Source organism: Pseudobacter ginsenosidimutans, from assembly GCF_007970185.1.
GTDB lineage: Bacteria > Bacteroidota > Bacteroidia > Chitinophagales > Chitinophagaceae > Pseudobacter > Pseudobacter ginsenosidimutans.
In genome coordinates this window covers 5,119,456-5,142,047 of record NZ_CP042431.1, presented here as the reverse complement: position 1 = coordinate 5,142,047, position 22,592 = coordinate 5,119,456, and the positions used below count along the sequence as shown (strand labels likewise).

The 22,592-nt window shown below is 46.1% G+C and carries 19 protein-coding genes and 1 pseudogene; 9 read left to right on the top strand and 11 right to left on the bottom strand.

Features of this window, described 5'->3' with window-relative positions:
• Window positions 1-32: 32 nt before the first annotated feature.
• Together FSB84_RS20225 and FSB84_RS20220 are read right to left on the bottom strand one after the other, a co-directional pair.
• Window positions 33-701: a hypothetical protein gene (locus tag FSB84_RS20225; RefSeq protein ID WP_130539696.1), complete on the bottom strand. Its 669-nt coding sequence runs from the start codon at window positions 699-701 to the stop codon at window positions 33-35.
• 79 nt (window positions 702-780) lie between these two features.
• Complete coding sequence (locus FSB84_RS20220; protein WP_130539695.1) at window positions 781-1,902, bottom strand: serine hydrolase domain-containing protein; 1,122 nt, start codon at window positions 1,900-1,902, stop codon at window positions 781-783.
• A gap of 149 nt (window positions 1,903-2,051) precedes the next feature.
• Between FSB84_RS20220 and zwf the strand changes: the two genes are divergently transcribed.
• Window positions 2,052-3,575, top strand: a complete 1,524-nt coding sequence (zwf, locus tag FSB84_RS20215) for a glucose-6-phosphate dehydrogenase (RefSeq protein WP_130539694.1) — start codon at window positions 2,052-2,054, stop codon at window positions 3,573-3,575.
• 18 nt (window positions 3,576-3,593) lie between these two features.
• On the opposite strand, the gene FSB84_RS20210 is transcribed toward zwf, so the two are convergent.
• The 4 genes from FSB84_RS20210 to FSB84_RS20195 all read right to left on the bottom strand — a co-directional run bounded on the left by FSB84_RS20210 (window position 3,594) and on the right by FSB84_RS20195 (window position 7,288).
• Window positions 3,594-4,052: an FKBP-type peptidyl-prolyl cis-trans isomerase gene (locus tag FSB84_RS20210; RefSeq protein ID WP_130539693.1), complete on the bottom strand. Its 459-nt coding sequence runs from the start codon at window positions 4,050-4,052 to the stop codon at window positions 3,594-3,596.
• A gap of 322 nt (window positions 4,053-4,374) precedes the next feature.
• Entirely contained in the window at window positions 4,375-6,030 is a 1,656-nt protein-coding gene (locus tag FSB84_RS20205; RefSeq protein WP_130539692.1) for a SulP family inorganic anion transporter, read from the bottom strand.
• A gap of 9 nt (window positions 6,031-6,039) precedes the next feature.
• Window positions 6,040-6,672, bottom strand: a complete 633-nt coding sequence (locus FSB84_RS20200; RefSeq protein ID WP_130539691.1) for a methyltransferase domain-containing protein — start codon at window positions 6,670-6,672, stop codon at window positions 6,040-6,042.
• A gap of 34 nt (window positions 6,673-6,706) precedes the next feature.
• Entirely contained in the window at window positions 6,707-7,288 is a 582-nt protein-coding gene (locus FSB84_RS20195) for a class I SAM-dependent methyltransferase (RefSeq protein ID WP_130539690.1), read from the bottom strand.
• Between the two features lie 129 nt (window positions 7,289-7,417).
• Between FSB84_RS20195 and FSB84_RS20190 the strand changes: the two genes are divergently transcribed.
• A complete protein-coding gene (locus FSB84_RS20190) occupies window positions 7,418-8,125 on the top strand; it encodes a Crp/Fnr family transcriptional regulator (protein ID WP_130539689.1) in 708 nt (235 codons plus the stop codon).
• Between the two features lie 2 nt (window positions 8,126-8,127).
• On the opposite strand, the gene FSB84_RS20185 is transcribed toward FSB84_RS20190, so the two are convergent.
• Window positions 8,128-9,225, bottom strand: a complete 1,098-nt coding sequence (locus tag FSB84_RS20185) for a Kelch repeat-containing protein (protein ID WP_130539688.1) — start codon at window positions 9,223-9,225, stop codon at window positions 8,128-8,130.
• A gap of 461 nt (window positions 9,226-9,686) precedes the next feature.
• Between FSB84_RS20185 and FSB84_RS20180 the strand changes: the two genes are divergently transcribed.
• Together FSB84_RS20180 and FSB84_RS20175 are read left to right on the top strand one after the other, a co-directional pair.
• Window positions 9,687-9,968, top strand: coding sequence for a helix-turn-helix domain-containing protein (locus tag FSB84_RS20180; protein WP_130539687.1), 282 nt, complete (start codon window positions 9,687-9,689; stop codon window positions 9,966-9,968).
• Window positions 9,969-10,116: 148 nt separating this feature from the next.
• On the top strand, window positions 10,117-10,380 hold the full coding sequence (locus FSB84_RS20175) for a helix-turn-helix domain-containing protein (protein WP_130539686.1): 264 nt from the start codon (window positions 10,117-10,119) through the stop codon (window positions 10,378-10,380).
• 187 nt (window positions 10,381-10,567) lie between these two features.
• Here FSB84_RS20175 and FSB84_RS20170 read toward each other — a convergent pair whose 3' ends face one another.
• Window positions 10,568-11,044, bottom strand: a complete 477-nt coding sequence (locus FSB84_RS20170) for a hypothetical protein (protein ID WP_130539685.1) — start codon at window positions 11,042-11,044, stop codon at window positions 10,568-10,570.
• Window positions 11,045-11,077: 33 nt separating this feature from the next.
• Window positions 11,078-12,451, bottom strand: a complete 1,374-nt coding sequence (locus tag FSB84_RS20165; RefSeq protein ID WP_130539684.1) for an exonuclease domain-containing protein — start codon at window positions 12,449-12,451, stop codon at window positions 11,078-11,080.
• A 459-nt stretch (window positions 12,452-12,910) separates the two neighbouring features.
• Between FSB84_RS20165 and FSB84_RS20160 the strand changes: the two genes are divergently transcribed.
• The 5 genes from FSB84_RS20160 to FSB84_RS20140 all read left to right on the top strand — a co-directional run bounded on the left by FSB84_RS20160 (window position 12,911) and on the right by FSB84_RS20140 (window position 18,967).
• Window positions 12,911-15,541, top strand: coding sequence for a valine--tRNA ligase (locus tag FSB84_RS20160; RefSeq protein WP_130539683.1), 2,631 nt, complete (start codon window positions 12,911-12,913; stop codon window positions 15,539-15,541).
• A 79-nt stretch (window positions 15,542-15,620) separates the two neighbouring features.
• Window positions 15,621-16,379, top strand: coding sequence for a methyltransferase domain-containing protein (locus FSB84_RS20155; protein WP_130539682.1), 759 nt, complete (start codon window positions 15,621-15,623; stop codon window positions 16,377-16,379).
• Window positions 16,380-16,476: 97 nt separating this feature from the next.
• The gene (locus FSB84_RS20150; protein WP_130539681.1) at window positions 16,477-17,493 is read left to right on the top strand and encodes an SDR family NAD(P)-dependent oxidoreductase; all 1,017 of its coding nucleotides are present in this window, start codon (window positions 16,477-16,479) and stop codon (window positions 17,491-17,493) included.
• An 18-nt stretch (window positions 17,494-17,511) separates the two neighbouring features.
• The gene (locus FSB84_RS20145; protein WP_130539680.1) at window positions 17,512-18,249 is read left to right on the top strand and encodes a glucose 1-dehydrogenase; all 738 of its coding nucleotides are present in this window, start codon (window positions 17,512-17,514) and stop codon (window positions 18,247-18,249) included.
• 37 nt (window positions 18,250-18,286) lie between these two features.
• Window positions 18,287-18,967: an HAD-IA family hydrolase gene (locus tag FSB84_RS20140; protein WP_130539679.1), complete on the top strand. Its 681-nt coding sequence runs from the start codon at window positions 18,287-18,289 to the stop codon at window positions 18,965-18,967.
• A gap of 482 nt (window positions 18,968-19,449) precedes the next feature.
• Here FSB84_RS20140 and FSB84_RS20135 read toward each other — a convergent pair.
• Window positions 19,450-19,710: pseudogene (locus FSB84_RS20135) on the bottom strand (helix-turn-helix domain-containing protein); the annotation flags it as partial.
• Between the two features lie 52 nt (window positions 19,711-19,762).
• On the bottom strand, window positions 19,763-22,588 hold the full coding sequence (locus FSB84_RS20130) for a TolB-like translocation protein (protein ID WP_130539677.1): 2,826 nt from the start codon (window positions 22,586-22,588) through the stop codon (window positions 19,763-19,765).
• Window positions 22,589-22,592 lie beyond the last annotated feature (4 nt).

Genomic DNA, 22,592 nt, shown 5'->3' with positions numbered 1-22,592 from the left:
GCAATAAGATTATGTTGAATATCTAAATGATGTTACACAATTAAGCTATCATCTGTTTCCAGCTCACCAAAACTCATGTAGCCACCTAAGTAAAATGAAGGAATATTCCCCTGGATTCCTAAACGATATAATCCAAAACCGGTTAATCGTTTTTCTTCCCTTCCTTTCTGAGCTAGTCTGTGTCTTGAAAAATATCTTTTTTCTGGTTTTACATACTGTTGTTGGATATTGAAGCAATTAAACATCAATTCAAGTCCATCAAATACACCTTCGTTATTTTCCAACAACACTGATTTCTTATTTGCACCCGTTTGTCCCGTAGGGATAACGACAATTTTGCTGGTATGCAAATTTTCAATTTTTTCATGGTCGATCAACTGTTGATTAAGGAATGTTTTGAAATCATCTGGTGTTTCAAACCTATCAACAGTCCAGAATGATTCTTTAAAACAATTTAATCTTAAAGGCAAATCTGGCCTGTGAATGCCTTCCTCCTGTTTTGTCAAACCCGATCCCTTAATTAATTCAGAAGTATTGCTAAAAAAATCAGTTTCTGTTCTCGTATAAATTTGAGTTCTATATTTAGCATACACTAACGCGTTATTTTCGTCAACTGCTTGATAAAAAATTTCTTTTTTATCAAACATCAAAACCTTACATCTGTCCCCCCATTGGGTTCTATAAATAAATCCGGTTTTCACTTTGAAACAATTGGTTCAACAATTTTCAGCAAACACCACAATGCAGGAAACCTCACCATTTTCAGTTTTTCAATAAGTTTTATTGCCGCTGCATCAGCTCAAAAAGCTGGTAAGCAATATTGCCCAACTTACCTGGCGTTGAATCGTCTGCTATATTTGACAGCAGCACTACTCCACTGTTTATTTCCGGATAAAATACAATATAACTTACAAATCCATATGTGCCGCCATCCGTCCAGACCTGGTGTTTTCCATTGTCATGTTTGTATTTGAGCCAACTCAGACCAATGCTATAGTAGCCGGCATCGAAGGATCTTTTTTGGGTCAGACTGATCGCATCGTCTTTTTTGTCCAGTTGTAATTTTATGAATTTCATGAGGTCGGCAGTTGTTGAATTCAGGCCGCCAACACCTTTCATATACTGCGTGGTGAAATAAGGCATTTTGTTTCCCTTTCCATCGTAACCCATTGCCAGGGATTTACTATTTGAAGCTGAAGCCAGGAAAGAAGTATTGTCCATTTTGTTTGGCTCCAGCACATACTTTTTCACCAAATTGTCTATAGAGGTAGCATATACTTTTTCCAAAATATAAGTCAATAATTGTGCAGCAGCATTCGAATGTCTTGTTTTGAAACCGGGAATAGTATCCAATTCAACTTTTCGCAAAGCTGTATAAAAATCTTTCTCAGTATAGCTGCCATATATTCTGTCTCTCAAAAATGCGGAAGAGTCAGCTGGTGCATTCGTTATTTCTTTAGGCGTTGCCGGCAGCCAATTCGGAAGACCTGAAGTTGTATTTGCCAATTGCTCTACTGTAATTGGTTTCTTTGCGTATTCTAAATTGGGATAATGGCCGTGAAGATATTTTCTGATGTCGTCATTGAGATTGACTTTCTTTTCAATGACAGCATTTGCCAAAATCAAACTGACAAAGGCCTTTGTTACTGACCCAATTTCATACACTGTGTTTTGTGTCGGTTGTATTGCTTTCCCTTTTTCAATAGTTCCAAAATTGTAAAAGGAAACTTCTCCATTATTGTAAACGCCGATGGAAAGCCCGACCGCTTGTTGGTCGTTCATAAAGGTTTCTCCAAGTTTCATAACAAGCGTGTCAATGCCCGTTTGCCTGGCTTGCCCCCGTACAAGGCAAGATGAAGCTAAAAGAATTAGCAGGAAAGCGACCGTGTTAATTGTTTTCATTTCCTGACAAGAAAGTTCAAAAAACTCAATAATCCTACAACAGTACCAAATTATCGGCCTTTCAACTCAGCCAATTAATACCTAAGTTTGTTACTTACATCCATCAGCGCAATTACGGAAGCAGAACGTCACACAGAAACAGACAGAAAATGACAGAAACAAAAGTTATCCCCGCCGCCGCCATCACAATTTTTGGCGCCAAAGGCGATCTCACCAGGCGAAAACTGATCCCAGCTCTGTATAATTTATTTATCGATAACCACCTGCCTTCCAGGTTCGTTATTTATTGTGTAGATTTTCTTCCGATGGATGAGGAGGTCTTTAAAGCAGACTTGCTGGATGGCATCAATCAATTCAGCCGCAATGGCAAAGCAGATCCCGTTATCTGGGAAACCTTTGCGCAGCGGATCTTCTATGTGCAGGGGGATTTTCTTCAGGCTGGTACTTTTACCGGACTGAAAGAAAAGTTGACTGCATTCGATAAGGCGAATGAGCAACCCGGCGTCCGGTTATTCTACTTTGCAGTAGCTCCCCGTTTTATTGAAATCATTTCGGAAGCGCTCCACAAACATAAATTGTGTAACAAGATTGCGCTGCACCGGATGATCATTGAAAAACCATTCGGAACAGACCTGACCACCGCACGCAAATTGAACCGTTTTCTGCAAGAGCGGTTCGATGAAAAACAGGTGTACCGGATAGATCATTACCTGGGCAAAGAAACTGTACAAAATATTATGGCTTTCCGTTTTGCCAATTATGTATTTGAGCCATTGTGGAACAATAAATACATCGATCATATCCAGATCAGTGTAGCAGAGGAAGTGGGAGTAGGAAAACGCGGGGGATATTATGACAGCAGTGGCGCCTTGCGCGATATGATCCAGAATCATTTGCTCCAGCTCTTATGCGTTATTGCAATGGAGTGTCCGGCCGCATATGAAGCAGAAACCATCCGGGATGCCAAAACACGGGTTCTGAAAAGTATACGGCCCTATACCAATGCAAATGTATTTAAGCAAGTGATCCGGGGACAGTATACTGAGGGTACAGTCAACAATATGCCGAGGCCGGCTTATCGTAACGAGGAGCAGGTTGCAGCGGATTCCAATACAGAAACATTTGTAGCAGCCAAATTAAATATCGATAATGAACGTTGGAAAGGCGTTCCTTTTTTTCTTCGTACGGGTAAATCAATGCCCAGGCAATCCTCTGTGATCGTGATCCAGTTTAAGGACTCACCCAATAAAATATTTAAAGATGATATCGTTCCGAACCGCCTGATCATTAGTATTCAGCCTGAATTGGAAATCAGTTTGCTGTTTGAAAGTAAAGTGCCCGGATTGGAAATGAAATTGAAGCCGGTTGAAATGGACTTCATGTACCAGGATGCTTATTCAGAAACACTACCTGAAGCCTATGAAGCATTGTTGATAGATGCATTGCATGGCGATGCCACGCTGTTCATGCGGGCAGATCAGATAGAAGCTGCCTGGAAAGTAGTGATGCCTATTCTGGATGCCTGGGAAAAACATCGCGGTAAAAAGCTGGAATTCTATCCTGCAGGAACATGGGGACCGGATGCCTGCAACTCACTCCTGCGGCCGCATGCCACCGAATGGTTTTCGCTCCCTCCTCACAAGGGGAACGGGACTCACATCCCGCACCCATAAATTGAACAGCTTGCCGGTCTACTTCACTTCCAGTAATTCCACATCAAATACCAAAACTGAATTGCCGGGAATTCCCCTGTAATCATTGCATCCATAAGCCAGGTAAGGCGGAATGATGAGTTTTATTTTTCCTCCCTGCTTGATCAGGGGAATACCTATTTGCCAACCTTCAATTACGCCACCCAGCGGGAAACTGGCCTCTCCTCCATCGAAGGAAGTCTTGTTGGTGTATGTACCTGTATATTTCGCTTTCACAGTTGAATTGATGGTGGGAGTTGAACCAGTGCCCGGCTCAATGATCTGATAATACAGACCGCTGGCATGTTTGGTAGCAGAAACACCATTATCTGTGATATACTTTTGCATTTTGGCATCATCTTCTGCTGCCGTGGTGCAACTGTTACCTTTATCCTTATTGCCGCATCCAAGAAGAGTCACGGCCAGTACCATACTGGAAACCAGAGTAAATAAACGCATGTAAGTTATAAGTTTAAGGACAAATATAATGCGTAGTTGGTATATTTATTGGAATAACAGACCTCTTCTGCCCATGAACTGACCTGCGTAATTCTTACGCGGAATTAGTTCAGTAGGCCATGGAGAAAGTGAATTACTGCCGAAAAATGCGGGATTTCTATCAGACTTTATCAGGGAAATCTAAAATTGAATATTTGATCTATTGTTATCATAATTGACGAATCGATTAATGGTTATTAATGAAAAACCCCGCAAATGCGGGGTTTCAGGTTTTCTTATCGAAAACGGCTTAGGGTGGGATCTGTTTGGATATGGCGTCAGGTTAAGCCCCTTCTTTCAACATGATGCATCTCTTCAAAGCACCTTCGAAACTTTTCGTCACGTTGGCTTTTCCTATAGCAAATAACAATCTGGATCTTTTCAATTCATTCCAAACCTGTTCATGGACAACTTCAGAAAGGATAAGTTTGGAGCCTTGTTTTTTGATCTCTTTATGCACTTCTTTGATGGCATTGATACCTGTTGCATCGATAACCGGTATATTTCTCATTCGGATGATCAGGAAGCGGGGAGGTTTTCCTACCAGCCTGATCGCATCTTTGAACTTGTATGCAGCACCAAAGAACAAGGGGCCGGTCACTTCAAAAACTTCAACCCCTTCCGGTATCCGGTATTTATCGTTTTCCAGAATTCCTGTATTGTTTTTTTCCTCATTATCGATGGACAGGATCTTTACACTGGTGGATTGGATCAACTTTCTCATAAACAAAAAAACAGCCAGGAGTAATCCTATCTCGATGGCTACCGTAAGATCAACCATAACAGTCAGGATGAATGATGTAAGCAAAACAGCCAGATCGCTCCGCGATCCTTTGGTGATAGCCCGGAAATTCCTCCATTCACTCATATTGTATGCCACCATCACCAGAATGCCTGCGAGAGTGGCCATCGGAACCATCGCTGCCCATTGTCCTGCAAACAGGATGATCAGCAACAAGGTCAATGCGTGAACCATTCCCGCTACAGGCGTTCTGCCTTCATTCTTCACATTGGTGGCAGTGCGGGCAATGGCGCCGGTTGCCGGGATCCCTCCGAAAGTAGCAGAGAAAATATTGGCAACACCCTGCGCCACCAGTTCAGTATTTGATCTGTGCCTGTCTCCCGTCATGCCATCTGCCACCATTGCTGACAAAAGCGATTCGATCCCTCCCAGCAATGCAATAGTGAAAGCAGGTTGCACCAGTTTTCTTATGGAGGCTAGATCCATATCAGGAAATACCGGCGAGGGCAAAGAAGAAGGAATTGCAGGAAACCTGCTGCCGATCGTTTCAACAGGCAGGTCCAGTACATGAACAACTGCCGAACAGACCAGGATTGCGATCAGGGATCCGGGTATCTTATGCGTTATTTTAGGCCAGGCCATCACGATCATAAGCGTTAACGCGGCTATTGAACAGGCATACCAGTTCACACCCGGAGCTGCATCAAAATAAATTTTCCATTTTTCAATAAAATCTGCAGGCAGTTGTTCTATCGGAAATCCGAAAAGATCTTTCAGCTGTGAAGAAAATATGATCACGGCTATCCCACTTGTAAAACCTACCACCAATGGGTAAGGAATAAATTTGATAACGGCTCCCAGTTTTGCAAAGCCCATGATCATCAGCATTGCACCAGCCATCAGCGTGGCTACACCAAGACCATCTATCCCGTATTGCTGCACAATTCCATAAACAACGATGATGAAGGCGCCCGTAGGCCCTCCTATCTGAACCTTGCTCCCACCCAGGAAGGAAATTATAAACCCGGCAATAACGGCCGTGTAAATTCCCTTCTCAGGTGAAACACCAGAAGCGATGGCAAACGCAATCGCCAAAGGCAAAGCCACTACACCTACTATCAACCCGGCAAGCAAATCTCTTGTCAGATCTTTTGATGAATAATTCCTGATGGTATCGAGTATTGCGGGCCTGAACATATATCAGTATTAGCAGGGTGAATACAAATCCGGTTTGCTTCCTTTTTTCCAGAATTTCAGCAAACCTTCTTCACGGGTTTCCACCAGGTTGTATCCGGAAGGCATCTCATCGTCCCAGCTGCAATAAGTAACAATCCTGGTCCCTTCCGGCAACTCAGAAAATTTACGGCTCAGATAGAAAGTGTAATAATCATATAACTCTTTCGTGTATTCGAGCCTGTTATCTATCTTACCCGTACCGGGCAGATTCTCAAAAAAAGAATTGTAAAAAAAGAAACCATCAAATTGATTGAAGTCCAGCTGCGTAAAATTCCTGTAAATGAAATTCACATTCAGTCCTCCCAGCCTTTCATTTGCCAGCCTTGCTTCATCGATCAGATACTGTCTTTGCTCAACACCGGAGAATAATACAGAGGGTTGATAATAAGCGCCGGCAAGGCAAAACTTCCCTACCCCGCTGCCAATATCCAGTATGCTGATACCATCCCGTTTCGCCAGGAATTGCACGGCCTTTCGAATGATCCTCAATGGTGACCAATGCACGTCGTTCAGCAATCTTATTGCCGGTGAATACAATTCACAAAAGCTTTGCTCGCTGGCAAAATACCTGTGAATATCCGTTGGTTTTCGTACCAAAGTCATGCAGATTGATTTAAGCGCGAATGATTTCGCGTAATTATTCTTTCACCCAGTATTTCAATAGCCCTGCCGCATGCTCTTCCACCAGATGAAATTCCGGAGGTATCATTTTACCTTCTGAATGGAAAGTGGCCAGTCTTGTTCCAGGAGCCACGGTAACGAGCTTTTTATACAAACAGCGGTTATAGTAATTGTAAAGTTGTGGAGAGCATGTTACTGAATCATCGATCTTTTCAGTATTCTCGAGGTTCTCATAGAATGAGTTAAAAAAATAAAAGTGATCGAATTGAGTAAAGTCGACCTGCGTAATGTTCTGATGCAGGAAATGTACATTCTTTATTCCGAGGACAGCTTTAGCGGTTTCAGCATGGATCACTAAATGTTTACGCTGCTCAACACCGAAGAATTCAGCCAATGGTTTATAATAAGCTGCTGCCAGGCAAAATTTCCCTGCGCCACTTCCGATATCGAGCACACGGGAGTTGTTTTCAGGCGCCAGAAAATCCACTACCATTTTACTGATCTCGAGAGGTGTCCAATGCCTGGCAGCCAGGGCGCGGATTGAAGGAGGATATAAATAATGCAACTGTTTTTCAGAGCTAAACCACTGATCCATCATATGATTCCATTTTTGTAATTTTGGCAGTGTTCATCTGAACAAAGTTATCCGGCAGGCTGCAGGCCTGCCACGCTGTTTTATCACATTAAAAAGTGATTTTTATTACTTCTAAACCTTCGGAGTGAAAACATGAGCATAAGAGGGATCTTTCCGATAGACAAATGGGATTTCAAGAGTGAGTCGATACTCGCCAACCTGATGGAAGATGATTACAACATGCTAACTGCCAACAGTACCGAGCATTCCTATGGCAAGGGCGAAACGATCTTCAAAGAGGGCTTCTATCCTACCGGCATTTATTATATTAAAAAGGGAAAAGTAAAAAAATACAAAGCAATTGAACGAGGTGGTGAACAGATAATATACGTTGCCAATACAGGTGAACTGATAGGCTATCATGCCATCTTATCGGAAGAACGGTTCCCTGATTCAGCCGCCACCCTGGAAGATTGCATAATTGATTTCATTCCAAAAGAGGATTTCCTGAAAACACTTCAACACTCAACTATCCTGAACAGCCGGTTATTGAAAACACTGAGCCATGAATTCACTGTTCTTGCAAACCGGCTGGCCTTGCTGGGTCAGCACTCTGTGCGGGAAAGGCTCGCCTTGCAGCTGATTGTACTTCGGGAAAAATACAAACAGAATTTTCAACCCGGTATGAGCGTAGAGATCAACCTGTCCAGGGAAGACCTTGCCAATTTTGTAGGAACCGCCAGGGAAAACGTTGTTCGTATTCTTTCTGAATTCAAGGACCAGGGTATATTGTCAACAAAGGGAAGGAAGATAGTGATACATGATATCAATAAATTGATTGAGCTCACCAATTTCAAATGAGGCTACTTCGTGATTGTAAAAATATCCACAGTAGCAACATAATCCGGAGCAGCGCCGCCGGCTACCAGTATCTTATTTCCTGCTCCTGCAGCTGCAGCTCCTCCCCTGGCTTCGCTTAATTCCAGTTTTGTCCATTCATCTTTTGATACATTGTATATATCCACTGTCTTGTAATAATTGTTGCCGAACAGGCCTCCTGCAAAGAGGATGAAATCGTCCAGTCCTGCGGCTGCCACCATCGTTTTACTTTCAGTCAACTGAAACGGGCGGGTGCTTCCTGTTGACACATCGTAGATGTCCACTTTTTGTGATACACTGATATTGGAGAGAGTCCCGCCACCAAAAATCACTTTTGTGCCGGTTCCTGCGCCCGACAGCAGGAATCTTCCTTCCGCCAATTGAGCGACCGACCAGTTACCTGTTGAAACATCATAGATATTCACTACCGTGGATTTCACATCTCCGTTCCCGAGCCCGCCGGCAAAATATACTTTATTGCCAGCGGCAGCAGCAGCCAGTTTTCCTCTTCCAACACTGAGCAAGTCCTTGCTCCACTGCCCGGTTGTGACATCATAGATATCCACGGCCCTGGAGGCGCCACCAGGAATAAACCCGCCAGCAATGAGGATCTTGTTACCAGCTCCAGCAGCAGCAAGATCATATCGGTTGGAGTCCAGCATTTTTTTGCTCCAGGTCCCGGTGTTGACATCATAGATATCCACTGCATTGGAAGCACCATCGTAATTGTATCCTCCTGCAATAATTATTTTTGATCCGGCGGCAGCAGCTGTCAGATTAGCTTTCGCTTCACTTAGTTCCGCAGTAGACCAGGAATTGGCGACTACATCGTAAATATCCACTCTCTTTGAATAGGCATTGTAGGTCCAACCGCCCGCAAATAATATTTTGTTTCCCGCAGCTGCGGCCACCAATCCATACCTTGGCTGCGACAGGCTAGCCTTACCGGTATGTTCAATTTTTTTGTTTTGTGGATTGGGATTGGATCCGTCAGTATTCCCGCTTTTTTTGCAGGCTGGCATCAGTGTTACCAGCATCAGGAAGAAAATCATAGAACGAACATCACGAGGTAACTTTTTCATGATCGCTGTTTTACAGGTAAAGGTTTATCTGCCGGCTCCTGCGAAGCCGGCAAGTGATCATGTTACAAATTATGCCGGGAACTAAAGTAAAAGAAGTAAGATTGAGCAGTTGCCGTGATTGGATGAGTGAAGTAATAGCTGTTTCAAAAAAATAACCCCGTCTTGTACAAGACGGGGCTCCTTTCATTCAAAGCTGGTTCCCGGCAGGAATACCGGTAACCGTACTAATCATTTCCACTTAACCTTACTTATCCTAGTTGAAATAAATGAATTGTTGAGAAGGGAGTCATCAGTTGGAACAGAAACTCTTGAGAGCTCTCTCCAATCAGACCACGCTAAAGCATAAAAATAAAGTTTTTCGTAATTAAAGTACAGTTTAATGCATTTTATTTTTGAATCTTTGTATAATAGATTGATTATAAAGGATTTTACAGACGGGGTTTATTAGGCAAATTCGTAGAATGGCACGTAAGGCAAAACAGAAAGTAGTTATTCAAACCATTTCAGACAAAGAGATCGACGCTATCCATCTTGCAATTGGCAAAATGCTTAAGGAAAGAAGGGAAGCGCTCAATGCTACTATTGACGATTTTGCTTACCAGGTGAATATCTCCCGCAGCGGCCTGATCCGAATTGAAAAAGGACAGGATCTCACACTCAGAAGCCTGCTCAAAGTGGTGAGGGGCCTCGGTACCACACCAGAAGAACTATTCAGCGCCATCCCGCACAAATCCTCCAAATAAGAAAACATTTCACGCCTTTTTGAGAAAGTAAAGTTAAGATAAACAGTTCAATAAAAGTATCATATATGAATCTTTATTTTTGAACTCTCAAATAAAAGGCTCCAAACATAGGATTTTACAGGTTGTGTTATTTGGGCAAATTCGTGGTATGGCAAAGAGTGATAAACAACCGACTGTAAAACAATTGTCGGATAGTGATATTGATCAGATCTTTTCCCGCATCGGAAAGATCCTGAAGGAGAAAAGGAAACAGATGGATATCTCACTGGACGACCTCGCGTATGAAAGCGGCGTTTCCCGCAGCACACTTACACGCATGCTCGATGGTGAAGACGTGAACGTACGTAATCTCCTCAAAGTAGTGTACAGCCTCAATCTCAGCATCGATCAGGTGATCAGTTTCAAAAAATGATCATTTGTTTCTGCTGGCAAATTTAACCGCTACCAATTTCCCGATAATTTCTTTTGTTGAATTTGTTGACCAGGATCAAGAAAATAAGAAAGCATCACACATTGATGCATGATGCTTCACTCTAATCTTTCATTCGGGTTTATTCTTTATTCATGATGGAAAGAGAAAATCCCATTAGACAAATATGCTAAGGCTGATAGGTAGAAACCCCATAATGCTTCAGCGCCGTTACTTTCAACTTATTTCCCACCACATACACTTTCTTATACTCGCGGAACTGTTTGTCTTTATCCATAAACCCAATAATAGCGGAAAATTTCTCGGGCCCTTTTTTGATCACGGGCTCAGGCATGGTGCCAAAATTGGGCAGCCTCAATGTATCTTTTCCATCGATGGTTTCAAACTCCAGTTTCATCAGATAATGGAATGTCTTTTTCGTTTCGTACAATTCCACGCCAAAGAAAAAATCGTTCAGCGGATCATCAGTTTTTACACGATAACTGGCCACCGGCTCTGTTTTCACTTCTTTTCTTTCAGAAGGTACATTTTCAGCGGGATTCACTACTTCTTTTGTTGCCGGAGCGGCAGGCTCCTCTTTCTTGCCGGGTGCGGATTCACAAGCCAAAACTAAGAACGGGATAAGGGCAATGAGAACTCTCTTCATACTGTAATTGATCATTTATGTTGCAATTCTGATTTATCCGGGGAAAACAACTTTATATTTCGGGTAACGATCAACGTATTGATACACCAGTCCGCGTATATAGTCATTCTCGGAATAGCGGGTGAGGAAATTCTTCAGGGTTTCCAGGTCGTTCACGGCTGCATCGCCTGGCAGGTAGCCCATTCCATAGAACCTGCCCTTCTCCATCAGGATGCAGCTCTGCTCGTCCCTGTTCTTTCCCTCCCCAACAACGGCAAAGCTGGGCAATAATTGTTCCAGATAGCCAATGGCTTCTTCCACCCTTGCATTATAAACATCCACGGGTTCCTTCTGTTCACAGGCGCCATTGCAGGGCTGGCCTTCCACGCCTACACAGGCGCTGTGATCGGTTTGAACAAAGCAAAGCTTTGGACAAAGATGAAAGGCTTCCATCATCTTCCGCATGAGCCGGTGCCCTTCGATCAACAGGTTGAAAGTATAAAGTGGCTGCAGGTGTTTTTTTTGTTTATCGATGGCCAGTCGGATATATCCGTTCCTGTCTTCATAACGGTACAACCCAAACGAAGGCGTGAATCTTTTCTGGCTGCGATTGAATTCGGGCCATAACCTCTTTATCTCCACGCTTTCCAGGATGAAGGCCATCAGCTCGGTGCCTGTCTCTTCAAAACTGACATCATGGATATTGCGGAGAAAATCCTGGCGCTGCCTGCCGGCGCCGTTATGTGTAAAATGACTGCGTACGCGGTATTTGAGATTCTTGGCCTTTCCCACATACACCACTTTGCCTTTGATGTCGTGGAAGTAATACACGCCAGGTGTATAAGGTAACCGGTCAACCACATCTTTTGACAGATGGGGCGGAAGCGATTGTTCAGCAGATTTTTTACGGATAAATTGCGCAATATGCGGCTCAGCATTGTTTTGCAGCAAATGCTCGAACAGTTTCACGGTGGCATCGGCATCTCCTCCAGCCCTGTGTCTTTGTTCATTGCTGATGCCGAATTCCCGGCAGAGATTGCCCAGGCTGTAACTCGGCAGTCCGGGAAATACTTTCCGGCTGAGCCTTACGGTGCAAAGTTTTTGTGCATCCAGGTCATAGCCCGCAGCGGAGAGATGATGTTTGACGAAGGAATAATCGAAATTAACGTTATGTGCAATAAACACGCGGTCTTTCAGCAAATCATGCACAGTGCCCGCCAGTTCTTCGAAACGGGGTGCATCGGCCACCATTTCGGTGGAGATGCCGGTGAGCGATTGAATATAATAAGGAATAGTTCTATCCGGTTTCACCAGACTTTCAAAGCGTTGCACGATCTTTTCGCCATCATGCAATACAATGGCAATTTCTGTAATATCATTGCCAGCAGCATGTCCCCCGGTAGTCTCTATATCAACAATGGCATACATAACGGCTATAAAGGTAGCAAGAAGAACAAAAAAATGAGGCTTGCACCGGTAAAAACCTTGTACTAACTTTACATCCAACCCTTCCTGGAAAGACCCCGTATATCTGACTGTAGAACCCCCGTTCAAAGAAGCAAAAGACTGATTCAACTCCTGACAACGTATCCCATGAACACCGCTTAAACTTAAATTTTATCGGTTATGACTAAAAACGTGTTAGAAATGAAAAAACAGAATCAATTAGGGGAAAATCTAAAGGTTGCTCTTATTGCGCTGGGATTCCTGGCCCTGATCATGTTCCTGACCTACCTTTATTGGTACGGCCTCTAGGACCTCTGTTACACGCTTACTTGATTGTCCACTCAATGTATTACCGGTTTTCATCATCCGATGGGGCCGGTTTTTTCTTTTCCAGCCCCATAATGCCTACCTTTGCACTCCTTTAAAGATGCATTCACTGATATGGAATTAAGTAAGAATTATATCCCGGCTTCGGCAGAAGACAAGTGGTCTCAGCACTGGAAAGCGAAACAATATTTCAACAGCAAACCGGATGGCCGCCCGGCATTCACCGTGGTGATCCCTCCCCCCAACGTTACCGGCGTTCTGCACATGGGGCATACCCTCAACGAAACCGTGCAGGATATCCTCGTCCGCAAGGCCCGCATGAGCGGCTTCAATGCCTGCTGGGTGCCCGGCAGCGATCACGCTTCCATTGCCACCGAAGCCAAAGTGGTGCAGATGCTCGAAAAAGAAAAAGGCATCAAAAAAGCCGATCTTACCCGTGAGGAATTCCTCAAACACGCATTCGAGTGGAAAGAGAAATATGGCGGCATCATCTACCACCAGATCGAGAAACTCGGCTGCAGTGTGGACTGGGACCGTGTTGCCTTTACCATGGACACCGACTACTACCGTGCGGTGATCAAAGTATTTGTTGACCTCTATAACAAAGGCATGATCTATCGCGGCGCGCGCATGATCAACTGGGATCCTGCCGCAAAGACCGCCCTCAGCGATGAGGAAGTGGAATACCGCGATGTACAGGGCAAACTCTACTATGTAAAATATTTCGTGGCCGATGAGAACGGTAAGCCTACTGCCGATTTCATCACCATCGCCACCCAGCGCCCCGAAACCATCATGGGCGATACAGCCGTTTGCGTGAACCCTACAGATGACCGTTATACGCATCTCCAGGGAAAGAAAGTGCTGGTGCCGCTCGTGAACCGCGCCATCCCCATCATCCAGGATAATTATGTAGATAAGGAATTCGGTACCGGCGCCCTGAAAGTGACGCCGGCTCACGATATCAACGACTATAACCTCGGCCTCAAACATAACCTGCCCACCATCGACACCCTCAATGCAGACGGTACACTCAGCGCTGCAGCAGAGATCTGCGTTGGACAGGATCGCTTTGAAGCACGTATCAGCATCGTGAAGATGCTGGGCGATAACGGCCAACTGATCAAGGAAGAGGAATACCAGACCAGGACCGGCTTCTCCCAGCGCAGCAATGCCGTGGTTGAGCCACGCATCTCCACACAGTGGTTCGTGGCTATGCGCTCCCTGGCAGACAAGGCCCTGGATGCCGTTACCAGCGGCGAAGTGCGCATACACCCCGGCGATAAATTCCTGGCCACCTACAAATACTGGCTGGAGAATGTGAAAGACTGGTGTATCAGCCGTCAGCTCTGGTGGGGACAACAGATCCCTGCCTGGTATGATGAGAAAGGCAATTTCGTTGTAGCAGAAACAGAAGCCGACGCCAATGCCGCTTACCAGAAACAATTCGGAACAAGTGCCAAACTCTCCCAGGATGCAGATGTGCTGGATACCTGGTTCAGCAGCTGGCTCTGGCCCATCGAAGTATTCAAAGGCATCACCCGTCCCGGCAACGACGATATCAACTACTACTACCCCACATCCGTACTCGTAACCGGACAGGATATCATCTTCTTCTGGGTTGCGCGTATGATCATGGCCGGTATGGAATACATGAACGAGAAACCATTCAGTGATGTTTACTTCACCGGAATGGTGCGCGATAAACTGGGTAGAAAGATGAGCAAGCAGCTCAACAATTCACCCGACCTGCTGAAACTGATAGAGGCTTCAGGAGCCGATGCCGTTCGTTTCGGTATCATGATCTCCGCCCCCGCAGGTAACGATCTCCTGTTTGATGAAACTTCGCCTGAGCAAGGCCGTAATTTCAATAACAAGATCTGGAATGCACTGAAACTGGTGAAGATCTGGGAAGCCAACCAGGCTCCGGGTGGTGATATCGCCAATAATTTCGCCATCAACTGGTTCGATAATCGCCTCCAGGATGCGAAAGCAACAGTGGAAAAACTGTACAAGGACTTTAAGCTGAGCGAAGCGCTGAAAACCGTATACAGCCTTATTTGGGACGATTTCTGCAGCTGGTATCTGGAATGGGTGAAGCCTCCTTTCGGAGAGCAGATGTCTTCAGCAGTCTACAACAAAACTGTTGAGTACTTCAGCGAACTGATGCAAATGCTGCATCCTTTCATGCCCTTCGTAACCGAAGAAGTATACCACCTGCTGGCAGAGAGAACAGATGATCTCTGTGTGAAGCAATTCACTGCCCCAGGCTCCATCGATGCCGCTATCATCCGACAGGGGAATATCCTCAAAGATGCGATCAGCGGTATCCGCGATCTTCGTCAGAAGAACCAGATGAAACCAAAGGACCCGATCACTGTTTATATCCAGACCAATGACCAGGCCGCTTATGAAGCTGTGCGCAGTATTCTCAGCAAGCAGGCCAATGCCACAGAGATCGTGTTCGTGAACGAAACTGTTGCCAATACCATTACTATCGTGATCGGTAAAGACAGGTTCTGCATTGCTACAGAAAAGCCAATGGAAACCGGTAACCAGAAGGAGCAGCTCCTGAAAGACCTGGAATACCTGCAAGGCTTCCTCATTTCAGTTGAAAAGAAACTCGGAAATGAGAAATTCGTTGCCAATGCAAAACCTGAAGTGCTGGCCAATGAACAGAAGAAGAAAGCTGATGCGCTGGAAAAAATGAAGATCATAGAAGAAAGCTTATCGCATTTAGGATAAGCAATAAGATAACGAAAGGGCTGACCGGCAGGTTGGCCCTTTTGCATTGTTGGCGGTAACTTTACATAAATATTTTCCTATGCCATGGAATCCCGATGTATACAACAAGTTCAAAGCGGAACGCTATCAGCCTTTCTATGATCTGATCAGTCATATCGATAGACGGCCACATATGAACATCCTCGATCTCGGCTGTGGTACAGGAGAACAAACGAAAATACTGGCAGATCGTTTCAACCCTGATAAAGTACTGGGCATAGACAACTCTGCTGAAATGTTACAGCAGGCTCCACAGCAGGAGCATCTTTCTTTCGCCCAAAGATCCATTGAAGAGCAACTGGCGCTTCCGGAACAATGGGACCTGATCCACGCCAACGCCTCACTGCAATGGGTGAACGATCATGCAACACTCTTTCCCGGGCTCATTGGCAAACTGGCGCCCGGCGGACAGCTGGCAGTACAAATGCCTTCACAAAAAGAAAACATACTCAATCAACTCCTGTATGAACTTGTGCACGAAGCGCCTTATTATGATGTATTGAAAGATAGTATCCGCCACTCCCCTGTTTTATCACTGGATGATTATACGCAGCTGTTCTACAGCAACCATGCAAAGCAGGTACTGGTGTATCAGAAAGTATATCCCATCCTGGCAAACTCCACTGAAACATTGTTCGAATTCATATCCGGATCTTCACTTGTTCCTTATATGGAAAAATTAGAGGAGCCACTCAGCACTGAATTTGTAAACAGTTTCAAGGCGCGGATCGCCAAACGTTTTACTGCTTCCCCCATCGTGTATGCATTCAAAAGGATCATTCTCGTAGCTGGTTTCTGACATTTCATTTGGTCTTTTGAACAAAGCAATTCGGCCTTTAGAACAAAGCCGCCTGATACGCAGCGCTCTACTTTTGTATCAACAAAACAAATTCAAAATGATACAGAACAATTACCAGGGAGCGCTTCAACACCCCATCGGAACAGGTTTCAATGCACAATCAACCACTACAGATGTAATCAAAGGCATCCACCTTGACGGCAGGATCGCGATCGTAACCGGCGGCAATGCAGGCATCGGACTCGAAACCACCAAAACACTTGCTGCTGCAGGCGCCACGGTGATCGTTCCGGCAAGGGATGTAGAAAAAGCGAAAAAGAACCTGGAAGGAATTGCAAACGTTGAGATCGAAGCAATGGACTTCATGCAACCCGCTTCCATCGATGCTTTCGCAGACAAATTCATTGCATCGAAAAGACCGCTGCACCTGCTGATCAATAATGCGGGCATCATGTGGGTGCCATTCCGCAAAGATGACCGTGGCATCGAATCACAACTGGCCACCAATTATATCGGACAGTTCCACCTGACCGCCAAACTCTGGCCGGCGCTCAAACAGGCCAATGGTGCAAGAGTGGTAAATGTTTCATCACTCGGACATCATATGTCGCCGTTCAATTTTGATGATCCCAATTTCCAGCACAGTACATACGAAACGCTGCAGGCTTATGGTCAGTCTAAATCAGCCAGCAACCTCTTTGCCGTGGAACTAGACAATCGCGCCAGGCAATACAATGTAAGGGCTTACTCTGTGCATCCAGGCTCCATTGCAGGAACGGAACTGGCCCGGGAAGCATCTGTTGAATTATTCAAAAAAATGGGCTTCCTGGATGAGCAAGGCAATATGCGGCCGGAAGTACTGGCATCTTTGAAGACGGTTCTGCAGGGCGCCGCCACTACAGTATGGGCAGCCACCAGTCCTGCTCTCGATACCATCGGTGGCGTGTATTGTGAAGATGGCGATATCGCTGAGCTCATTTCCTCCGATCCGTCCATTCCCTCCAAAGCAAAGCTTCACAAAAGCGGCGTACAACAGTATTCATTAGACGAAAACAATGCTAAACGATTGTGGAACCTCACTGAATCCATGACCGGTATCCGTTTCGAACTGTAATTAATAATCGCTCATAACATGACAAACTTACAAGGCAAGCTTGCCCTCATTACCGGGGGCAACAGCGGGATCGGCTATGCCGCTGCCAAAGAACTGATAGCCAGCGGTGCCCGCGTGATCATCACCGGTAGAAGAAAGGATGCAGTGGAGAAAGCTGCCGCAGAACTGGGTGCTACCGGCCTCGTAGCCGACCAATCGGATATTGCCGCCATCGAAACACTGGTGGCCGCTGTTGCGGAGAAATTTGGAAAACCGGACATACTGGTGGTGAATGCAGGCATTTCCAAACTGACCAGCATTGAAGCAGCTACAGAAGAGCTTTATGATCAGGTGATGGACCTGAACCTCAAAGGCGCTTATTTCACTTTGAGCAGGTTCATCCCAATACTGCGGAACGGAGCATCTGTGATTCTCATTTCCTCTTCTTCCGCCTCCACTTCAAAGCCCTGTACATCTGTATATGCAGCCAGCAAGGCCGCCATCAATGCAGTGATGAAAATAGCTGCGGTGGAACTGGCGCCGCGGCAGATCAGGATCAACTGTGTAAGCCCCGGACCATTTGCCACGGAGATCATGGAAAAGGCTGGCATAGCAGACCCTCAAATGCAGGAATTGATCGTTGCAGGAGTACCGATGGGCAGACTGGGCGCTCCGGAAGAAGCAGGCAGGCTGATCAGTTTTCTCGCCAGCGATGAGGCTTCTTTCATTACCGGTGCTGAATACCTGATCGACGGAGGCCAGAGCATCAATAAATAATACAGTCCGGTTTTCCTGATGATAGTAACTTCGCGTCATGCAACAACAGATCGACGCCGTACTCCTGGACATGGACGGCACCATCCTGAACTCTATCAAATCTGCTGAACGCGTCTGGACCACCTGGGCCTTACGAAATGGGATCGACGTGGAAAGTTTCTTACCCACCATTCACGGCATTCAGGCTGTTGAAACCATCCGCCGGCTTGCTCTGCCGGGCATGGATCCTGTAGCTGAAGCTGCCGCACTCACACTGGCGGAGATAGATGATGTGGCGGGAATAGAACCCATCGCCGGAGCAGCAAACTTCCTCGCTGCGCTTAGCCCTTACCGGTGGGCGGTTGTTACATCGGCGCCCAGGGAGCTCGCTACACGCCGCATCCAGGCCGCGGGCTTGCCACTGCCTCCTTTGATGATCACAGCGGAAGATGTGCCCAATAGCAAACCTGCACCCGACGGCTTTCAGTTAGCTGCCGAAAAACTCGGCACCACTGCCGGCAAATGCCTGGTGCTGGAAGATTCTCCTGCGGGAATACTGGCAGGTGAAAGAGCAGGCTCGCAGGTACTGGTGATCACCGCTACCCATCATAAAAAAATGGAAAACAATTATCCGGCCATAACCGATTACAACGATCTCAATTTTGCCACTGATGCCAATGGGGCACTGGAGATCCGCGGCGTTGGAAATGACAGTCATATTCACTTCGTCCTGAAATAAATGCTTTCAAAGAAAAATCCCGCCTCCGGGAAGTAATTGCCTGGAGGCGGCCCGATGCCCATGTTCTAAACGGATATTCAAAGGATACGGATCTGGCTTTTCAATAAGAATAAGCTCCATCGCAAGGACTTTCAATTCTAAGATCAGAGCAGCCACCGGAAGAATCCGGCGGGCTCTGCCTTAGCGCAACGGAGAGATTTGCCAATGTCCCGATTGCTATGAAAAACCAACAGAGGTAAAATGAAAGCCGGAACTTTCAGTTGAAGAGATAGATAACCTCTTCATCGCAACGACTGGTGGGTTGAATGTGAAGCTTTGATTGGAAATGATTGGATAACGAAACCGTCTTGAGAATGTTCTGATCTTTTTTGCCGGTACTGCCAAATTATTCCGGTCAAATATCATGAATCGAAATTAGGGAGAAGGATTGAATATTGAAACAGCTGTTATATCAGTTACAAGGAGAATCGGGTCATTTACTATTACATCCTGTTTTTCGGTTGTAATTGGTCGTTATTAAGTTCTTTAAATGCTCTTGGCGAGTAATTGGTATTCGTTTTGAAGAACTTTGAAAAGTTTGCCGGATCCTTGTAACCCAGGCCGAATGCCATTTCCTTGATGCTTCTTTCCGGCAGCGCCAGTTGTCTTTTTGCTTCGATGATGATCCTTTCCCGGATCACAGCGGTGGCAGTTTTTTTGAAATGCTTCATGCAAAGCATGTTCAGATAATTGGAAGTGATATGAAGCTTTGAAGCATTGAACTGAAGTTCCTTAGAAAATTAAAGTGTGATTAAATCAACGCGCACCCAGCAGATTCACCGGCATGATGAACTCCCACTGGTTAGCTCCAAGCCCCTGCAAAGCCCCATCCTGCAGGCGGCTGTAACGGAATCCGAATGTTACATTGTGCTGGTTCCACCATTTGGTATCGAAGTACACTTCAGTACCATAGGAACGAAGCTCATTGGAATACCTGACGCCTTTGTTGTGAAAACTTCCATTGGTATGATCATAGAAAAGATTGGCGCGCACGCGCATGAAGTACACGATATTGCCGATCCCGAAATCAGGATACAATAATGGAATATGATAATTCACACCCAGCTTCCACATCTCCGGATAATTCACGCCATTGTAGCCGCGTGAAAAAGGGAAACTGCTGGAGAAGATATAATTCCGGAGCGTATCCCTTTTCTGAAAGCTTGTATTGAATACCAGGTTATGCGTAGGAGCAAGGCCCGGAAAATACCAGTAACCCGTTGCGAGGAACTGGTTGGCATCAAGCCTGCTCACAGCGCGGTTGTAGCTGAGCTGGATATTCTGTCCCCAGCGTGGCAGGATATGCATCCTGGCTGTTTGAACCTGGTTTACGAAACTCACATACGGGCGGATATATGCGAAACCTTCCGTATCGAAAGTATCTTTATACATGCCCTGTACGTATTGTTTCTTCCAGGCGATATCCGTACCGAAGTTCAGTGAGCGCAAAGAGCGGCCCTTACTGAAGTTCAGCGGTATGCTCAGGCCTGCATAGGTGTTCCATTCATTGAAATAGAGCAGGCTGTTATTGTAATCGAATGGCCGGTCCATGATGAAATTGGAGCCCAGCCTGATCCAGGGGAAGAGTTGTGCATAAGTGAAATTCAATCCAACCTCTTTATTCTTCTCATTGTTGTTGTAATTGAAATAAACTTCTGATTGAAGGGTATTGAGCACGTTCTCACCAACCACGGAAATGGTATAGTCGGGGTCATCCACAAAAGGCCGCCAGCTATGAATATTGAAAAGGCGGAATCCTTTGGAGTAATGGCTGACGGGCATGGCGGAATCCGATGCCATTCCTGTAACAGGTTTGTATTTGTTCTGCGCTATTTCAGGAACACCCTGGGCAGACAGAGGCGCTGTAAAAACTTTGGCATCTACCGGAATGATATTATTGGCGCTTATACGTCCCAGTTGGAGCAGATCGCCGGCAGCCGTGAAAGCGGAATAAGTGTACTGCCCATATGCCACCTGCGCCTGGTATTGTCCGGTGAAGCCGGAAGCCTGTTCCGGCTGAAGGCGATAGAGTTGTGAGCCTGTGATCATGAAGAGCCTGTCCAGCGTTCCTTCGGATGCGGTGAAAACGATCGTGTCCTTATGAGCTGCCGGAAAGCCGATCACATTATGAGAAAATGGTGTCAGGTATTTCATGTTCCCTGAACCAAGGTCCACCGAGCCCAGCGCCATCTCACCGGCATTGTTGCGCACGGCAGTGATCACGGTGTTATTGCCGGCAAATTTTGGAAAAGTGTAAAACAGGGTATCGGGATTGGGGAAGCTGCGCAGCAGGCTGCCATCTGCACTGCTGATGAGTTGCAGTTCGGGATTGGCGCCAGGTTCCACTTTCACGGCTACGATGGTATTGCCGTCTTCACTGATATCGGGAGCAAACAATTGCGTGCGGCGCGTGAGCGTGCGTTGCTCATTGCTGGCCACATCCAGCCATTTGATCACAGAATAGTTATGCCAGCTCCAGCGGATATCGGGCTCATACGCGGCGTATACGATCTTACCATTACGGAGAGAGAAAGTTGCATCGATTGAAACGTCCTTTATGCGTAACCTGGATTCCTCGCCGGTAACAATATCTTTCTTCACAAAAGCAGGTATTTGCTTGTAGCTGCTTTTCACATACACGAGGGTATGATCGTCCAGCCACTGCGGGAATTCCGCATTGCCGGAAAAATGTTTTTGTTCTGCCGCCCATTCATCCACTGTAGTCCGGTTGCTGTCATTGAATGGCTGGCTGAATTTTTCCAGGGCCAGTTGCCTGAACTGCGAATACCCTTCTCCGGTATGTTTCTTTACAGCGCGTTGCAACGGATAGAACAGACCGCGGAATCGAACGGCGTCGCTGGTGATCTTCTGCCAGATATCCTCCCCGTATTTTTCGCGGCCATAGGCCACCATCATATAACCGAGACGATAATGATCGGGAACGAAGTCGCGCAGCGATCCATTGCGCAGTTTCATCCAGCTGTATTGTTTTTTACCAGCCCAGAGTGAGCGGTAATCATTGAAGAAAGCGGGTACCCGTCCCCTGCCCTGCGGGCTGAGAATGGTTTCCTGGTAAACAGCATCTCCTTCGAAGAACCAGTTGGGAACGGCAGCGCTGTTCACCAGGTCCTGCGCCTGTTCGCCAAAAAGAATGTATGCGAGTTTGGAAATGCCTTTCCTGAAATTGGCGTATTGCTCAACGTGACGGTACTCATGTAATGCCAGGCTTTGCTCCCATTGCAGGCTGCCGAGCTGAAAACTGTTCTGGGGCGGTGTGAGATAGAATTCACTGCGCCAGGGGCCCAGTCCAACATAACCATTGGAGATAGTGGTATTGGGCTGCAGCACGATGCTGATCTTGCGAAGCCTGTTTCCCAGCAATCCCTGCGGCTGCTGACCGATGCGGTGAATGATACCGGCCACTTCCTTTCCGCTCCGCTCGAGGCCCGCAGGAAAGATCACACGTACTGAATCTGTATTTACCTGACGCCAGCGGGTGGAAGGGGGATGGCCTCCGAACTGTTGGGCAAATAATGCGGAACAATTACCGATAAGAAAGGCCAGGAACAGTGATTTACGCATGAAA

Bases quoted from the DNA above. Each gene is read 5' to 3' on its own strand.
- FSB84_RS20220 (WP_130539695.1), bottom strand. From the start codon at position 1,902: ATGAAAACAATTAACACGGTCGCTTTCCTGCTAATTCTTTTAGCTTCA.
- zwf (WP_130539694.1), top strand. From the start codon at position 2,052: ATGACAGAAACAAAAGTTATCCCCGCCGCCGCCATCACAATTTTTGGC.
- FSB84_RS20210 (WP_130539693.1), bottom strand. From the start codon at position 4,052: ATGCGTTTATTTACTCTGGTTTCCAGTATGGTACTGGCCGTGACTCTT.
- FSB84_RS20205 (WP_130539692.1), bottom strand. From the start codon at position 6,030: ATGTTCAGGCCCGCAATACTCGATACCATCAGGAATTATTCATCAAAA.
- FSB84_RS20200 (WP_130539691.1), bottom strand. From the start codon at position 6,672: ATGACTTTGGTACGAAAACCAACGGATATTCACAGGTATTTTGCCAGC.
- FSB84_RS20195 (WP_130539690.1), bottom strand. From the start codon at position 7,288: ATGATGGATCAGTGGTTTAGCTCTGAAAAACAGTTGCATTATTTATAT.
- FSB84_RS20190 (WP_130539689.1), top strand. From the start codon at position 7,418: ATGAGCATAAGAGGGATCTTTCCGATAGACAAATGGGATTTCAAGAGT.
- FSB84_RS20185 (WP_130539688.1), bottom strand. From the start codon at position 9,225: ATGAAAAAGTTACCTCGTGATGTTCGTTCTATGATTTTCTTCCTGATG.
- FSB84_RS20180 (WP_130539687.1), top strand. From the start codon at position 9,687: ATGGCACGTAAGGCAAAACAGAAAGTAGTTATTCAAACCATTTCAGAC.
- FSB84_RS20175 (WP_130539686.1), top strand. From the start codon at position 10,117: ATGGCAAAGAGTGATAAACAACCGACTGTAAAACAATTGTCGGATAGT.
- FSB84_RS20170 (WP_130539685.1), bottom strand. From the start codon at position 11,044: ATGAAGAGAGTTCTCATTGCCCTTATCCCGTTCTTAGTTTTGGCTTGT.
- FSB84_RS20165 (WP_130539684.1), bottom strand. From the start codon at position 12,451: ATGTATGCCATTGTTGATATAGAGACTACCGGGGGACATGCTGCTGGC.
- FSB84_RS20160 (WP_130539683.1), top strand. From the start codon at position 12,911: ATGGAATTAAGTAAGAATTATATCCCGGCTTCGGCAGAAGACAAGTGG.
- FSB84_RS20155 (WP_130539682.1), top strand. From the start codon at position 15,621: ATGCCATGGAATCCCGATGTATACAACAAGTTCAAAGCGGAACGCTAT.
- FSB84_RS20150 (WP_130539681.1), top strand. From the start codon at position 16,477: ATGATACAGAACAATTACCAGGGAGCGCTTCAACACCCCATCGGAACA.
- FSB84_RS20145 (WP_130539680.1), top strand. From the start codon at position 17,512: ATGACAAACTTACAAGGCAAGCTTGCCCTCATTACCGGGGGCAACAGC.
- FSB84_RS20140 (WP_130539679.1), top strand. From the start codon at position 18,287: ATGCAACAACAGATCGACGCCGTACTCCTGGACATGGACGGCACCATC.
- FSB84_RS20130 (WP_130539677.1), bottom strand. From the start codon at position 22,588: ATGCGTAAATCACTGTTCCTGGCCTTTCTTATCGGTAATTGTTCCGCA.